Annotated in this window: 15 protein-coding genes and 2 pseudogenes; 15 read left to right on the forward strand and 2 right to left on the reverse strand. The window is 51.4% G+C overall.

Annotated features, from left to right (window positions below):
- The first annotated feature begins 62 nt into the window (after nucleotides 1-62).
- From ACFSDB_RS14765 to ACFSDB_RS14790, 6 genes and pseudogenes are all read left to right on the forward strand, one after another.
- Nucleotides 63-1,979, forward strand: coding sequence for a heavy metal translocating P-type ATPase (locus ACFSDB_RS14765; RefSeq protein ID WP_204890552.1), 1,917 nt, complete (start codon nucleotides 63-65; stop codon nucleotides 1,977-1,979).
- A 68-nt stretch (nucleotides 1,980-2,047) separates the two neighbouring features.
- Entirely contained in the window at nucleotides 2,048-2,269 is a 222-nt protein-coding gene (locus tag ACFSDB_RS14770) for a heavy-metal-associated domain-containing protein (protein ID WP_204890553.1), read from the forward strand.
- A 144-nt stretch (nucleotides 2,270-2,413) separates the two neighbouring features.
- Nucleotides 2,414-3,121 (forward strand): Crp/Fnr family transcriptional regulator, encoded by a 708-nt coding sequence (locus ACFSDB_RS14775; RefSeq protein WP_204890554.1) that lies wholly within the window; start codon nucleotides 2,414-2,416, stop codon nucleotides 3,119-3,121.
- A 104-nt stretch (nucleotides 3,122-3,225) separates the two neighbouring features.
- Nucleotides 3,226-3,651: a group-specific protein gene (locus ACFSDB_RS14780; RefSeq protein WP_204890555.1), complete on the forward strand. Its 426-nt coding sequence runs from the start codon at nucleotides 3,226-3,228 to the stop codon at nucleotides 3,649-3,651.
- A gap of 102 nt (nucleotides 3,652-3,753) precedes the next feature.
- Nucleotides 3,754-4,158 (forward strand): annotated as a pseudogene (gene tnpA / locus ACFSDB_RS14785) (IS200/IS605 family transposase).
- Between the two features lie 8 nt (nucleotides 4,159-4,166).
- Nucleotides 4,167-5,243: an RNA-guided endonuclease TnpB family protein gene (locus tag ACFSDB_RS14790; RefSeq protein ID WP_204890556.1), complete on the forward strand. Its 1,077-nt coding sequence runs from the start codon at nucleotides 4,167-4,169 to the stop codon at nucleotides 5,241-5,243.
- A gap of 230 nt (nucleotides 5,244-5,473) precedes the next feature.
- Here the strand turns inward: ACFSDB_RS14790 and ACFSDB_RS14795 are convergent, their stop codons facing one another.
- On the reverse strand, nucleotides 5,474-5,644 hold the full coding sequence (locus tag ACFSDB_RS14795; protein WP_204890557.1) for a hypothetical protein: 171 nt from the start codon (nucleotides 5,642-5,644) through the stop codon (nucleotides 5,474-5,476).
- A 347-nt stretch (nucleotides 5,645-5,991) separates the two neighbouring features.
- Here ACFSDB_RS14795 and ACFSDB_RS14800 point away from each other — a divergent pair.
- The 6 genes and pseudogenes from ACFSDB_RS14800 to ACFSDB_RS14825 all read left to right on the forward strand — a co-directional run bounded on the left by ACFSDB_RS14800 (nucleotide 5,992) and on the right by ACFSDB_RS14825 (nucleotide 12,887).
- Nucleotides 5,992-7,271: pseudogene (locus tag ACFSDB_RS14800) on the forward strand (Y-family DNA polymerase).
- Nucleotides 7,272-7,367: 96 nt separating this feature from the next.
- Nucleotides 7,368-9,122 (forward strand): ABC transporter ATP-binding protein, encoded by a 1,755-nt coding sequence (locus ACFSDB_RS14805; protein WP_204890558.1) that lies wholly within the window; start codon nucleotides 7,368-7,370, stop codon nucleotides 9,120-9,122.
- Nucleotides 9,122-10,900: an ABC transporter ATP-binding protein gene (locus ACFSDB_RS14810; RefSeq protein ID WP_204890695.1), complete on the forward strand. Its 1,779-nt coding sequence runs from the start codon at nucleotides 9,122-9,124 to the stop codon at nucleotides 10,898-10,900. Before ACFSDB_RS14805 ends, ACFSDB_RS14810 begins: the two co-directional genes overlap by 1 nt.
- A 65-nt stretch (nucleotides 10,901-10,965) precedes the next feature.
- On the forward strand, nucleotides 10,966-11,277 hold the full coding sequence (locus tag ACFSDB_RS14815; RefSeq protein ID WP_204890559.1) for a hypothetical protein: 312 nt from the start codon (nucleotides 10,966-10,968) through the stop codon (nucleotides 11,275-11,277).
- A 313-nt stretch (nucleotides 11,278-11,590) separates the two neighbouring features.
- Nucleotides 11,591-12,301: a cytochrome c biogenesis CcdA family protein gene (locus ACFSDB_RS14820; RefSeq protein WP_204890560.1), complete on the forward strand. Its 711-nt coding sequence runs from the start codon at nucleotides 11,591-11,593 to the stop codon at nucleotides 12,299-12,301.
- Nucleotides 12,302-12,386: 85 nt separating this feature from the next.
- Entirely contained in the window at nucleotides 12,387-12,887 is a 501-nt protein-coding gene (locus ACFSDB_RS14825) for a CcdC family protein (protein WP_204890561.1), read from the forward strand.
- A gap of 14 nt (nucleotides 12,888-12,901) precedes the next feature.
- Here ACFSDB_RS14825 and ACFSDB_RS14830 read toward each other — a convergent pair whose 3' ends face one another.
- Nucleotides 12,902-13,336, reverse strand: a complete 435-nt coding sequence (locus ACFSDB_RS14830) for a DUF2621 family protein (protein WP_377340535.1) — start codon at nucleotides 13,334-13,336, stop codon at nucleotides 12,902-12,904.
- A gap of 122 nt (nucleotides 13,337-13,458) precedes the next feature.
- On the opposite strand from ACFSDB_RS14830, the gene ACFSDB_RS14835 reads away from it, so the two are divergent.
- The 3 genes from ACFSDB_RS14835 (at nucleotide 13,459) to ACFSDB_RS14845 (ending at nucleotide 14,109) form a co-directional block, all read left to right on the forward strand.
- Complete coding sequence (locus ACFSDB_RS14835; protein ID WP_204890563.1) at nucleotides 13,459-13,677, forward strand: DUF1659 domain-containing protein; 219 nt, start codon at nucleotides 13,459-13,461, stop codon at nucleotides 13,675-13,677.
- A 24-nt stretch (nucleotides 13,678-13,701) separates the two neighbouring features.
- Nucleotides 13,702-13,917: a DUF2922 domain-containing protein gene (locus tag ACFSDB_RS14840; RefSeq protein ID WP_204890564.1), complete on the forward strand. Its 216-nt coding sequence runs from the start codon at nucleotides 13,702-13,704 to the stop codon at nucleotides 13,915-13,917.
- 63 nt (nucleotides 13,918-13,980) lie between these two features.
- Nucleotides 13,981-14,109 (forward strand): YvrJ family protein, encoded by a 129-nt coding sequence (locus ACFSDB_RS14845; protein ID WP_204890565.1) that lies wholly within the window; start codon nucleotides 13,981-13,983, stop codon nucleotides 14,107-14,109.
- Nucleotides 14,110-14,337: the final 228 nt, after the last annotated feature.

Here is a 14,337-nt window from a genome sequence, read left to right on the forward strand (position 1 = left end):
TTTTTTCCGCCGTCCGGTTACCATTTAACTATAAAGAATATGAAAAAAGGGGTCGGGTTTCCATGAATGGATTTATACAAAAACACAAAAAACACATCACGTTCGGGGCAGGATTTTTGCTTGTGCTGGCGCTGCTGCTGAATATCGCCGGCTTTCAAGATCTTCGGCAGCTGACGTTGATCGCTGCCACACTAGTAGCCATCATTCCGATAGCGCTGAAAGCGTTCCAGGCAGTGCGGATGAAAGCCTTCAGCATCGAACTGCTCGTGTCGATCGCAGTGGTCGGTGCACTGGCGATCGGCGAGTATACGGAATCGGCAGTCGTGACGTTTTTGTTCCTGTTCGGAGATTACCTGGAGGCCCGGACGCTCGAGAGAACGCGGGCTTCGTTGAAAAGTTTAGTGGACATGACTCCCCAGGAAGCCGTGGTCTTGCGGAGCGGGCAACCCATCACGGTGCCGGCGGATAGAGTGGCAAAAGGCGACCGGGTCATTATCCGGACCGGCGGAAAAGTGCCGGTCGACGGGGAAATCGTCAGCGGCCAGGCTTTCTTGAACGAAGCGGCGATTACCGGGGAATCGGTGCCCGCTTCAAAACGGGCGGGCGATAAAGTGTTCAGCAGCACCGTCATCGACAACGGCTATATTGAAATAATCGCTGAGAAGGTCGGCGACGACACCACGTTCGCAAAAATTATCGAACTGGTGGAAGAGGCCCAGGAATCAAAATCAGCAACCGAAAAATTCCTTAACAAGTTCGCCAATATTTATACGCCAGCGGTTGTGGCCTTAGCACTTGTGGTCTTTGCCTGGACGCAGAACTTCCACCTGGCGATCACGTTCCTGGTCATTGCCTGCCCGGGTGCGCTGGTGATCGGTGCACCGGTGTCCACGGTTGCAGGAATCGGCAATGGCGCCAAGAACGGCGTCCTGATCAAAGGCGGAGAAGTGATGGACCGGTTTGCGAAAGTCGATACGCTGATTTTCGATAAAACGGGCACATTGACGAAAGGCAAGCCGCAAGTGACGGACATTAAAGGATTTGGCCTCTACGAGGAGAACGAATTGCTCCGGCTGGTGGCGATTGCGGAAACGGTTTCGGAACATCACCTCGGCCAGACCTTGGTCAAAGAAGCGAAAGCGCGCAACATAACGTTTGGCAGACCCGACAAATCCAAAGTGAAAAGAGGCAGCGGGTTGATGGCCTCCGTGGAAGGAAAATGCATGGCGATCGGCAACCGGAAACTCATGAAAAGCAAAGGCATCTATATTCCCGAAGAAGTGGAAACTTACGCGGCCGCGCGTGAAGCAGCCGGCAATACAGCCGTTTTCGCAGCCGTTGAGGATGAGATTGCCGGGGTTTTCTCCATCGCCGATGAGATCAGGGAAGATGCAGCCCTCGCCCTTGCAGAGATGCGTAGACATGGAGTGAAAAAGATTATCATGCTGACAGGGGATAACCGCCACACCGCAGAACGGGTCGCAGCGGCATTAGGGATCGACGAGTTCCACGCCGAACTGCTGCCGGCTGACAAAGTGGCATTTGTGAATGGGTTGAAAGAACAGGGGCATGTCGTGGCAATGGCAGGCGACGGGGTGAATGATGCTCCGGCAATCGCTGCAGCGGATATCGGAGCTGCGATGGGAGAAGGCGGAACGGACATTTCCATGGAAACCGCGGATGTCGTGCTCATGGCCGACAAACTAATGCAGTTCTCTCATGCATATGCACTGTCCAAAGCGACGATCCGCAATATGAAGGAAAATACATTCTTTGCTGTGGGTATTGTGGCGCACTTGCTGATTGGGGTCCTGATGGGGTCGGTCCATCTGGCGTCTGGCATGTTCATCCACGAAGCCAGCGTTCTGCTTGTCATCTTGAACGCCATGCGGCTGCTCCGCTTCAACCGCAGAAAACCTGCCGGCCCAAAACCTTGGAAATACCAAATGCCCGGTGGAAAGGTCGAAGGCTATTCCTGATTCAAAGCAAATTGGTCAAGCCATATCAAGCAGGTCAATCAGCATAAAGCGAATTGGAGGAGAATCAGATGAATAAAATAGTGTTCCAGATGGAGCCTTTGACGTGTCCGTCCTGCATTAAAAAAATCGAGCATGCATTAGGGAAACAGCCTGGGGTCGTATCGGCAACCGTCCTGTTCCATGCCGGCAAAGTGCGGGTGGAATACGATGCAACAGAAATTGACGGCCAGCAGATCCAGCACATCATCGAAAACCTCGGGTATCCGGTCCTGTCGAAGAAATCGGCATGATCCGGACGCGGCGCAATCAATCAGCGGAAGATTCCCGGCCGCTGATTTTTTCATGTGGAAACGGACTAAAAAAGCCGGTCCATGTTACTATGAAAGTATAGAATTCTCTGAATACATCGCAGTAATGAAAGGAGAGAGGTTCGCATGAACCAGAGGGAAACATGCAGCCATGGCCATTCGGAAGAAAAGGGACCGCAAACGTTCTGTGTCTCCATCGTGCCGATTTTCAACCATCTTGAAAAGGCGGAAATGGCCAAAATCACGCGTACCATCCGGCCGGTCAATCTGAAAAAAGGCGAAGTCCTTTACCGGTCCGGCGACACTTCCAATGCCCTTTACATCGTCCACAAAGGCAAAGTGAAGGTCTACCGGCTATCGGAAAATGGCAAAGAGCAGGTGATCCGGATCCTGGAATCCGGAGAATTTACCGGAGAGCTGGCATTGTTTACAGAATCCGTGCACGATGCCTATGCAGAAGCGATGGAGAAAACTGAAATCTGCTCGATCCACCGGACGGACCTTCAGGAACTTTTGAGCGAGCATCCGGTGATTTCCCTGAAAATCCTAGGCGAATTTTCAAAACGGCTTGGCAGTGCAGAACAGCAACTGACTAGTTTTGCGACAGAAGATGCCGAGACACGGATTGCCCTGTACCTGGCACATCAGGCAGAAGAAAGCCGTTCGATGGCCATCCGGCTGCCGATGTCGCGGAAAGACCTGGCTTCCTATCTGGGCACCACGCCGGAGACGATCAGCCGGAAACTGACCAAGTTCGAAGATGCTGGCTGGATTCGCCAGGAAGAACAGAGGGGAATCCACATTCTTGATCTGGATGCGCTGCTGCTCCTATAAGCGGCAGGCATCCCTTTTTCGAATAGAAGGGCTGTTGTCCGAATAAAATCGGGAAGAGCAAACGGCTGCAGCCCCAAAAATTTTGAGTCGATGGAGTGGGGAAGATGAAATACTATATCGCATCAAGTTTCAAGAACATAGAAAAAGTGAGAAGCGTCAGCCGGGAATTGACGGGCAACGGGTTTTTCCATACATACGATTGGACAATGAATGGCCGCGCAGCCGATTTGGCCGATCTGGAACGGATCGGTCTTCTGGAGAAGCGCGCGGTGATGGATTCGGATATTGTCATCATTCTGCTGCCGGCAGGAAAAGGAAGCCATATCGAAATGGGAATGGCCCTCGCGGCCGGCAAAAAAATTTTCCTCCATTCGCCGGATGACTCCATCTACGATATTGAGCTGACAAGCACGTTCTATCATCTGCCCGAAGTGGAAATCGTAGCCGGGAGTTTGGAGAGATTGGTCGATGCAGTTTTCAAAGCAGCTGAAGTTTACAGATTTTCCGAGCGAGAAAGCCCACGGTTTTAATCGAGGGATGATAGCTCGGTCGGATACGGAGTCATCGCAGAAGGCTTCAAGTATCCGATATTCTTTCGTGTTGCAGTGTACAAAATGAACTAATACAATATAATTATGAACCAGTATAGAAGAACAAAAACAACCGTCTCCCTGATCAACTATCATTTTCTTTTTTGCCCTGGGTCAGAAGAAAAATATTCTTGGATTCAACGGTGAAAAAGCGATTTAAAGAGATAGTTGATGAAGTATGCCAAGAGTTAAACATTCAGATTGTCGCACTTGAATGCGTCAAAGACCACACTCACTCACTTATTTCTTAATGCACCGCCAACATTAAGCCCTGCGGATATTATGGCAAAAATAAAAGGAGTGACATCAAGGAGATTGCGTGAAGAATTTCCGTATCTTAGCCATTTGCCAAGCCTATGGACACGCTCATATTTTGTTTCTACCGCAGGAAATGTATCCAGCGAAACCCTCAAAAGGTATGTCGAGCAACAAAAAACAAGGGGGTGAATCAAACGATGCAGACAATAACGGTTAAAATCAAACTGCTTCCAACAAGAGAACAGGCAATTATATTGAGTCAAATGAGCAAAGAATATATCTCTCTTATAAACCAACTCGTAGGAGAAATGACGGTTGAAAAGAAAAGCACAAAGAAAACAACAAAAGATGTTTTCTCCAACCTTCCGAGTGCTGTCAAGAACCAAGCGATCAAAGATGCGAAAAGCATTTTCTCTACGAAAGTCAAAAAGACGAAATTCACTACGGTCCCTGTGCTTAAAAAACCTGTCTGTGTCTGGAATAATCAAAATTATTCATTTGATTTCACTCATATCCACTTCCCCCTTATGATTAATGGAAAAGTAAAGAAGATGCCAGTCCGTGCTTTGTTGGTGGATAAAGACAATCGCAACTTCGACTTGTTGAAACATAAGTTGGGAACCCTTCGAATCACAAAGAAAGCAAATAAATGGATTGCTCAAATTGCCGTCACAATTCAGACGGATATGAAAACAGGAACGAAACTCATGGGTGTCGATTTAGGTTTGAAAATTCCTGCTGTTGCCGTGACGGATGATGGAAAGGTTCGCTTTTTTGGCAACGGCAGGCGGAATAAGTTCAAGAAACGAAAATTCCGTGCGAATAGAAAAAAGCTCGGACATAGCAACAAGCTAAGTGCAATTCGAAACCTTGATGATAAAGAACAGCGATGGATGAGAGACCAAGACCATAAGGTGAGTCGTGCAATTATAGGTTTTGCAAAACAACAGAAAATTTCTGTCATTCGCTTGGAAAAGCTGGCGAACATCCGACAGACGGCAAGAACAAGCCGTAAAAACGAAAAGAACCTGCACACATGGTCATTCTACCGTCTCGCCCAATTCATCGAATATAAAGCAAGTTTAGAAGGTATTGAGGTCGAATATGTGAATCCTGCCTATACAAGTCAAACATGTCCATCGTGTTCCGAAAGGAACACGGCACAAGACCGCAAATACACATGTAAATGTGGATTCGAGAAACACCGAGATGTAGTGGGTGCAATGAATATCAGGTACGCACCTGTGATTGATGGTAATAGTCAATCAGCCTAAGATGCTAAATGCACTGTCTTAGGAGGGGTAATGAGATACCCTCATCTTGAAAGCTGTCCAAAACAGAAATGGATTGAGGACGTTTAGTTATTCAAGAATCCCACCCGTCACACCGTAAGGTGTAGGGCTTTGCGGCTTTAGCCGTGGGAGTCTCAAATACATGATGAAAACGATGACCGGAGCAGGCTTTCTGTCTGGTAGAATTTATTTTTGCGGATTTGCTCTTACCGTCACTCACCGCCTCCATAGGAATCGCCGCCGGACTCAAAACTCGAAGAGTTCGCAGCATGGCTATCGGGATGGGTGGATTGCAGGAGATGGTTGTTGATTTTCTTCCGTTTGCGGTCAATTGAAGCGGCGAAACCGATAAGTGCGATTACAGGAACTAGAAACCAGAACATAAACATCTCTCCTTTGTAGTTGGATGGCCGTTCTTCTTAAGTTTACCAATAACCATGAATGAGACACAGGGTTTTATGAAAAATTTGGAAGTCCACCGGATTTTTTAGCATTTTCAAACGTAGGTTAAATCGTTCTGTTATAAATTTTAGGAGCATTTCAATAAAATCTTTTTAATTGCCGATTCTCCTCTTTTATAGAGGCAGAACCGGCTTTTTTATTAGTAATTTGAGGTCATGGTAAATACCGTGCGGTGTTTGGGATTTCGCCAAAACGGTTATTGATATAGAACAAGTGTTCGTATATGCTGAAGAAGAAACCAGCAGACGGCAAGAAAAGAGGGAGTCCCATGTATGAAGGATTGGAACAGCGGCCGATCATCTGCCTTGATATGCGCAGCTTCTACGCGAGCTGTGCCGCAATCGACCTCGGCCTTGACCCGATGGAAGCCTGCATCGCGGTTATCGGCAATCAGGAGCGCCGGGGAAGCGTCGTGCTCGCGGCCTCGCCGCGGCTGAAAAAGGAGTTCGGCGTGCGCACGGGCACCCGGCTGTTTGAAATTCCGGACGATCCGCGCATCCAGAAAATCGAACCGAAGATGGCGTTCTTCCTGAAGGTGTCGATGGAAATCACCCGGCTTTTGGAAGAATACGTTCCGATGGAAGCGATCCATGTCTACAGCGTCGATGAAAGTTTCGTCGACCTCAGCGGCACGGAGAAGTTGTGGGGGACGACAGAAGAGCTTATTGCCCGCATCCAGGACGACATCGCCCGGCAGTTCTGTTTGCCGTCGGCCATCGGCATGGGCCCGAATATGCTGATGGCGAAGCTTGCGCTCGACTTAGACGCGAAAGGGACCGGTTTTGCGAAATGGACATTCGGCGACGTTCCAAAGAAATTATGGCCCGTTGCGCCGCTCAGTAAAATGTGGGGCATCGGCACGCGCATCGAGAACACGTTGAACGGCATGGGCATCTTCTCCGTCGGCGACTTGGCGCAGGCCGAGCTCTCGCGACTCGAGGAAGTGTTCGGGATCGTCGGCAACCAGCTCTACCACCACGCCTGGGGCATTGATCTGTCGGAACTCGGAGCGCCGCTTGTCGAAGGCCAGGTGAGCTACGGCAAAGGGCAGATCCTGTACAGCGATTACACGACCGTCGAAGACATCTCGGCGGTGCTGCTCGAAATGGCGGAAGACGTCGCCATGCGCGCCCGCACGGCCGGCAAGGCGGGGCGGACAGTGACGCTAGCAGTCGGCTACAGCAAGCACGCGTTCGGCGGCGGCTTCAACCGGGCGCGGACGATGGACGAAGCTACCAATGAAACCTTGAAGCTGTATGCGGTGTGCCGCGAACTGCTCGCGGAGTTCTACGACGGCCGGCCGGCGCGCCGGCTATCAATCACGCTGTCGAACCTCGAGGACGAAACGTCGATGCAGCTGAGCTTGTTTGAACAGCGGAAATGGGAGACGCGCCGCCTCGATGCAGCGATGGACAAGCTACATCAGAAATATGGGCCGACTACGTGCTGCGCGCCGTCTCCTATTCCGAAGCGGGCACGGCCGTCGAACGCGCCATCCCTTTCGGCGGCCATAAAGCGGATGTCAGCCCGTTTCCGGCAAAAGACTGATTTATTTCACAAGTCGAATTATTTTTCCCATTTGCTTCCTGATATTTGCTAGAATAAAAAAGGTTACCTACATACGAACAGCAAGGGGAAAAGACAATGCGAGTATTTATAGAACTGGGATGGTTTTTCAACGAACGGAAAAAGCAATACGCCCTCGGGATTTTCATGCTGCTGATCGTGGCATTCCTCGGCATCCTGCCGCCGCGCATCATCGGCTTTGTCGTCGACGAGATCAGCCGCGGCACACTGACTGCAGGCTATCTCATCAAATGGCTTGCAGTGCTCGCAGGAGCGGCGCTGCTCATGTACGTGCTGCGCTATGCATGGCGGCTGATGATCTTCGGTTCATCGATCCTGTTGGCGCGGAACCTGCGCGAGCAGCTGTTCCGCCATTTCACCCAGATGTCGCCGGCGTTCTACCAGAAACGCCGCGTCGGGGACCTTATGGCGCACGCCACAAACGACCTGCAGGCGGTCCAGCAGACGGCAGGGGCGGGCGTCTTAACGCTTGTCGACTCGATTGCGACTGGCGGTTTCGTCATTGCGGCGATGGCGATCACGGTCAACTGGAAACTGACGCTGATCGTGCTGCTGCCGCTGCCGCTGATGGCGTACATGACAAATTACTACGGCAAACTGCTGCACAAACGCTTCCACGGTGCACAAGAAGCATTCTCGGGACTGAATGACAAGACCCAGGAAAGCATCTCGGGCATGAAAGTCATCAAGACGTTCGGCCAGGAAAAGGAGGACGTCGAAGATTTCAAGCGCTTGTCCGAAAAAGTAGTGGCTGAAAACATCCAGGTCGCGAAAGTGGATTCGCTGTTCGACCCGACCATTTCCGCCATCATCGGCGTCTGCTACATGCTCGCAATCGGCTTCGGTTCCTATTTCGTCGTCAGCGGCGAGATGACGATCGGCGACTTGGTGGCGTTCACCGCTTATCTCGGTCTGCTCGTCTGGCCGATGCTGGCGTTCGGCTGGCTCTTCAATATCGTCGAGCGGGGGCGCGCATCCTACGACCGCATCCGCGGGCTGCTTGCGGTGGAGCCGGAAATCGAGGACCGCTTAGGCGCACTTGACCGGCGCCCGTCCGGCGACATTTCGTTCTCGTTGGAGAAATTCCAGTTTACCGGTGACGAACGGGCCGCGCTCCGCGATATCCATTTCACGATCAAACGGGGCGAGACGCTTGGCATCGCTGGCAAGACCGGGTCCGGCAAGTCCGCCATCCTGCGGCTCTTGCTGCGGGAATTCGATAATTACGAAGGCACCATCACGTATGACGGCATTTCCATCAACGATTATAAAAAGCAGCGGCTGCGCGAAGCGATCGGCTATGTGCCGCAGGACCATTTCCTGTTCTCGGCGACCGTCGCCGGCAATATCGCCTTCGCGCGCCCGGAGGCGTCCATGGACGAAATCCACCAGGCCGCGAAGCTTGCCCATATCCATGAAGACATCCTCCAATTCAGCGACGGCTACGACACGGTCGTCGGCGAGCGCGGCGTTTCGCTGTCGGGCGGCCAGAAACAGCGGATCTCGATCGCGCGGGCACTCATGATGCAGCCGGAGCTTCTGATCCTCGACGATTCATTGTCTGCGGTCGATGCCAAAACGGAAGAAGCGATCCTTGATTCGCTGAAGAAGATGCGCACCGGCGAGACGACAATCATCACATCGCACCGCTTGAGTGCGATCCAGCATGCGCACCAGATCCTGGTCATGGAAAATGGGACGGTCGCGGAAATCGGCACGCACGAAGAATTGATGCGGAAAAAAGGGCGTTATTACGAAATGTATGAACTGCAGAAACTCGAGGAACTGGTCGAGAAAGGAGGCGAGGCATGATGGAAAAACAGCCGGAACTTACAGGCAAAGACCAATGGCTCGTCTTCAAGCGGCTGCTCGGCTACCTCGCCCCGCACAAAAAAATGCTGGCATTTGCGGTATTTTTGCTAGTGCTCACCGTACTCGGCGATGTGCTCGGGCCCTTGCTTATCAAGACGTTCATCGATGACTATTTGACGCCGGGCGAATTTCCGCGCGGCCCGGTCATCGGCCTGGCGCTCGGCTATGCGTTCATCCAGCTGTCGAACGTCATCATCAGCTATTTTCAATTGTTGAAGTTCCAGGAAGCGGCGCTGATCATCATCCAGCAGCTGCGTATCGACGTGTTCACGAAAGTGCAAAACCTCGGCATGCGCTATTTCGACCGCACGCCGGCAGGCAGCATGGTGTCGCGCGTCACGAATGATACCGAAGCGATCAAGGAGATGTTCGTCAGCGTGCTCATCGGTTTTTTGCAGAGCGCGTTCCTGATCGTCGGCGTCTATATCGCGATGTTCTTCTTGAACGCCAAGCTGGCATTGATCACGGTGTTCCTTTTGCCGATCCTCGTGTGGATCATGTACCTGTACCGCAAATACAGTTCCATCTTCTACCAGGACCTGCGCGAACGGCTCGGCCAGCTCAATGGCAAAATTTCCGAATCGGTCCAGGGCATGGGCATGATCCAGGCATTCGGCCAGGAAGCGAGGCTGCAGGATGAGTTCAACACCATCAACGACAAGCATTGGCAGGCGGGCAAGCGCAACATCAAAATCGACGGCCTGCTGCTCCGCCCGGCAATCGACTTGGTCTATGCACTTGCGCTGATCATGCTCCTCAGCTACTTCGGCATCACATCTTTTTCGAACACGGTCGAAGTCGGCGTCATCTATGCGTTCGTCACCTACATCGACCGGTTTTTCGAACCGATCAACCAGGTCATGCAGCGGCTGTCGATTTTCCAGCAGGCAATTGTCGCTGCATCTCGCGTCTTCGCGCTGCTTGACGAAAAAGACATGGCGCCGCACCAGAATAACACGGCAGGCGAGATCCGCGAAGGCGAAATCGAGTTCCGCAACGTGACGTTCTCGTATGACGGCAAGACGGACGTCCTGAAGAACATCTCGTTTACGGCGCTTCCAGGCCAGACCGTGGCGCTCGTCGGCCATACCGGCAGCGGAAAAAGCTCGATCATCAACCTCTTGATGCGCTTTTATGAATTTGCCGAAGGCGACATCCTGATTGACGGGGAATCGGTGAAGGATTACGCGACTGAAGAACTGCGCAATAAAATCGGGCTGGTGCTCCAGGATCCGTTCCTGTTCTACGGCACCATCGAAAGCAATATCCGCCTCCACAACCAAAAGATGACGGACCAGGAAGTGCGCGAAGCCGCAGAGTTCGTGCAGGCGGATAAATTCATCAATGCCTTGCCGGACGGCTACCAGCAAGTCGTCACCGAACGCGGCTCGACGTTCTCGAGCGGGCAGCGCCAATTGGTCGCATTCGCCCGTACGATGGCCACCGACCCGAAAATTCTGGTGCTGGACGAAGCGACGGCGAACATCGATACGGAAACGGAAGTGGCGATCCAGCAAGGGCTGGAACATATGTGCCAAGGCCGCACAACAATCGCCATCGCCCACCGCCTCAGCACGATCCAAGACGCCGATCTGATCATGGTGCTCCACCACGGCGAAATCGTCGAACGGGGAACTCACCAGCAGCTCTTGATGCAGCGCGGGCTCTACCACAAGATGTACCTGCTCCAAAACGGCATTGTCGAAACAGCAAAATGAATGAAGGAGAGGCGGCCTCGGCCGCCTTTTTATATAGCTGAAGGAAAGGGAGAGGGAAGAGGCCGATGACCAAAACATTCATTCTATTAAATTCCCTGCTCATCCCGTACCATGCGGGCGTCGTCTTTGCGATGGCGATGAGCATGGCGCAGGCCCACACCAACCAGGAAATTATCGATAACCTTTACTGGATCATACCGGTGAATCTGGTGTTTGCATCGCTTCCGAACCTGTTGATCGTTCTCCTCCACATCCTGCAGAAGAAAACGACAGGGCTCATGAAGAGCTTCCTGTTGGCTGAAGGCTATGTGATCTTGCTCCAAGCTGTGCTGCACGCCGCGCTGATCCTTTTCAGCCTCTACGGGCCGAATATCTGAGCCGGATACTTTGGGCAGTAAAAAAATGCTCCGGTGACGTGAAATGGACATGCGGAAGCGAAGATCTATGGAGAAAATACATGTAGAAAACTACATAAGGTTTTATTAAAAAAAGACAAAACCGTAACAAGAAAACAGCAAAGAGCGCGTCAGAAAATGAAAGGGAGCGTTGAAACATGTCTCACGAGACGGCTTAGATGGCCTGAGAAACGTAACGGCTCGTCTTTGTCCACAAAGATGTCACAGGCAGAGGGGCGGTGTTGGGCTGGGATATTTGGTAAGATAGGGGGAGTAAAGTAAGGGAGTGACTAGTGTGGGCACTGATATCAATTTATTTCTGGCATTCGGTGCGGGGTTTTTGAGTTTCATCTCCCCGTGTACGCTGCCATTATATCCAGCGTTCTTGTCGTATATCACCGGGATGACGATCGACGAAATCCAGAACGACAAGAAAGTCATGCGGCGGCGCGGCATGTACCATACGCTATTTTTCCTTCTGGGCTTTTCATCGATTTTCATCGCCCTCGGATTCAGCACTTCATTTTTCTATGAATGGTTCTTGCGCTACGACGATTTGATCCGCCAGCTTGGCGCGATTTTCATCGTGATCTTCGGTTTGATCGTCATCGGCGTCTTTACCCCGAAGTTCCTGATGCAGGACCGGAAGTTCTCGTTCAAAAACCGGCCGTCAGGGTTCCTGGGTACGTTCATCATCGGGGTGGCCTTCGCAGCCGGCTGGACGCCGTGCACCGGTCCGATCACAGCAGCCATCTATGCGCTCGCTGCGACCAATCCGGGTTCGGGCATCTGGTATATGCTCGCGTACGTGCTTGGCTTCGGCATCCCGTTCTTCGTGCTATCGTTCTTCGTCGCACAGACGGGCTGGCTCCGCCGCAACAGCCAGAAGATCATGAAAGCCGGTGGCTATGTCATGATCGGGGTCGGCATCTTGCTTTTCTTCGACGGAATGACGTATATTATACGTATCTTAAGCCCGTTTTTCGGAGACTTCCAAGGATTTTAACTAATTAGAGCAGGTGGAGAAATGAAAGAAAGATTAATAATAGAAGAAACAACGCCATTTGCCCTATGCAGCAAGGAGGGAGCCCATGTTTGAAATGATTCCGCCTGAGCTGATGCTGATTGCGACGACGGTCGGAGCGCTCGGCATGGGGATTCTCGCCATTTTCGTCCGTTCGAAGTCGGCGAAAAAGCCCGCATCGGCCAAGAAGATCATCTTGCCGCCGCTGTTCATGTCGACGGGTGCCTTGATGTTCATCTTCCCGTTTTTCCGGGTGGCCCCGCTGCAGATCGTAGAAGCGTTGGCAGTCGGCATGCTGTTTTCGTCCGTGTTGATCTGGACATCGAAATTCGAAGTCCGGGACGGCGACATTTACTTGAAACGATCGAAAGCATTCGTCTTCATCCTGATCGGCTTGCTTTTGATCCGACTGGTCGGCAAAGTGGTGCTGAGCGACACGATCGATGTCGGCGAACTGGGCGGCATGTTCTGGCTGCTCGCGTTCGGCATGATCGTGCCTTGGCGCCTCGCCATGTTCATGCAGTACCGCAAATTGCAACAAAAACTAGAAAACGCTGTTCCTCAATGAGGAGCAGCGTTTTTTTAGTGACCGAAATACTGTTCATATGGCTGGACGTCAATCTGCATTTCCGCGAGCTTTTTGCGCAGGAATTTATGGTCGCGCTTTGGCGTCGCTTCGATATAGCCGCGGATAATGTGTTCGAGCTTGATCGATTTCGCTTTTTCTGCCAAAAGAATCTGGCCGATCTTCCCGGCGATCTTCTGCTTCGCCACCGGGCGGAACAGATCCGGAACCGGCTGCACCAATTCGTTCAATAGGGCTTTTTCTTCCGTTCCCCACAGATGGATGGTTTTATCGACATAGTATTCTTCCCAGTTCAAATCCGACAATCCGTCTTTTTTCGGCATGGACTTGAGGAATTTCCGGAACATGAAAAAGCCGCCAATGGCAAACAGTCCGACCAGTACCACGACCCAGAAAAGGATAAAATATAAAAACCAGCCTTCAAGTGCCACGTTGTTCACCTCATTTATTCGTACCTCCATCTATTATAAAAGCAATTCTTTAAAAATTCATCAAAAAAGGTATCCTCTTTCCGCATTTGTGTCTATATAGCGAATGAAAGGAGGTGATCGACATGGCAGTAGCAGAATTCAAAAGCGCAAGCATCCGCTGTACCTTCGACAATGGCCTTGACGAAGATGGCAAGACGAAGAAAAAATTGAAATCGTACCACAACGTGGCTGAACTGGCAGGCGCTGATGCAATCGTTGCAACAGTGAACGTTCTGGCAGGGTTTGGCACAAAGCCGCTGATGTTCCTTGAGAAGCAATCAGGGCAGAACATTTACGCGTAACCATTAAAAAAGGGGGAATAAGGAATGGCTAAAACATTGGAACTGATTTTCGAGACAGCGGCAGGCAAGGAAGCGACGCTGTCGGTGGAGGATCCAAGAGAGGATCTGACGCCGCTTGAACTCCAAACCGGCATGCAGTCGATCATCGCTCAAAACGTCTTCGTCGTAGAAAGCTCAGCATTCACCGTCGCGAAAGCGGCCCGCATCGTCGAACGCAACGTCGTCGATTACATCATCTAAACAAAGTGGCTTGAAGCTCTCCTTGCAAGGGGGAGCTTTTTCTAGTAGAAAGGAGTGGACAGGATGGATGAGTGGATGCGGTTGATCCAGGAAGTGGGATTCCCGATCTTTGTGTCATTTTACTTGATGCACCGGGTGGAATCGAAACTTGAAGCGATCCACGATGCGCTGGTCGCCATTAAAGTTTCCTAACAAAAATTGAAATCTATGCAAGGAAGCTGCCCGATTCGAATGCGATTCGGGCAGCTTTTTTTAGTTGCAGCTATTTTTGGAAGGGGAAAACCGTTCGTAAAAGTATCGAGAATCTAGTGAACGTTCGTAAAGGGGCTAGGGACCTTTACGAACGTTCTTTTTTGCACTATTTACTCCCATATGGGTGTTCGTAAATGTGTACTTTTACGAACGCTTTATTGGAGGGGC

Source organism: Planococcus chinensis, assembly GCF_042681545.1.
GTDB classification, from domain to species: Bacteria; Bacillota; Bacilli; order Bacillales_A; family Planococcaceae; genus Planococcus; species Planococcus chinensis.

Coding starts and splice junctions, on each gene's coding strand:
- ACFSDB_RS14810 (WP_204890695.1), top strand. CDS start 9,122: ATGGAAAAACAGCCGGAACTTACAGGCAAAGACCAATGGCTCGTCTTC.
- ACFSDB_RS14845 (WP_204890565.1), top strand. CDS start 13,981: ATGGATGAGTGGATGCGGTTGATCCAGGAAGTGGGATTCCCGATCTTT.
- ACFSDB_RS14825 (WP_204890561.1), top strand. CDS start 12,387: ATGTTTGAAATGATTCCGCCTGAGCTGATGCTGATTGCGACGACGGTC.
- ACFSDB_RS14765 (WP_204890552.1), top strand. CDS start 63: ATGAATGGATTTATACAAAAACACAAAAAACACATCACGTTCGGGGCA.
- ACFSDB_RS14840 (WP_204890564.1), top strand. CDS start 13,702: ATGGCTAAAACATTGGAACTGATTTTCGAGACAGCGGCAGGCAAGGAA.
- ACFSDB_RS14795 (WP_204890557.1), bottom strand. CDS start 5,644: ATGTTCTGGTTTCTAGTTCCTGTAATCGCACTTATCGGTTTCGCCGCT.
- ACFSDB_RS14815 (WP_204890559.1), top strand. CDS start 10,966: ATGACCAAAACATTCATTCTATTAAATTCCCTGCTCATCCCGTACCAT.
- ACFSDB_RS14835 (WP_204890563.1), top strand. CDS start 13,459: ATGGCAGTAGCAGAATTCAAAAGCGCAAGCATCCGCTGTACCTTCGAC.
- ACFSDB_RS14805 (WP_204890558.1), top strand. CDS start 7,368: ATGCGAGTATTTATAGAACTGGGATGGTTTTTCAACGAACGGAAAAAG.
- ACFSDB_RS14790 (WP_204890556.1), top strand. CDS start 4,167: ATGCAGACAATAACGGTTAAAATCAAACTGCTTCCAACAAGAGAACAG.
- ACFSDB_RS14775 (WP_204890554.1), top strand. CDS start 2,414: ATGAACCAGAGGGAAACATGCAGCCATGGCCATTCGGAAGAAAAGGGA.
- ACFSDB_RS14780 (WP_204890555.1), top strand. CDS start 3,226: ATGAAATACTATATCGCATCAAGTTTCAAGAACATAGAAAAAGTGAGA.
- ACFSDB_RS14770 (WP_204890553.1), top strand. CDS start 2,048: ATGAATAAAATAGTGTTCCAGATGGAGCCTTTGACGTGTCCGTCCTGC.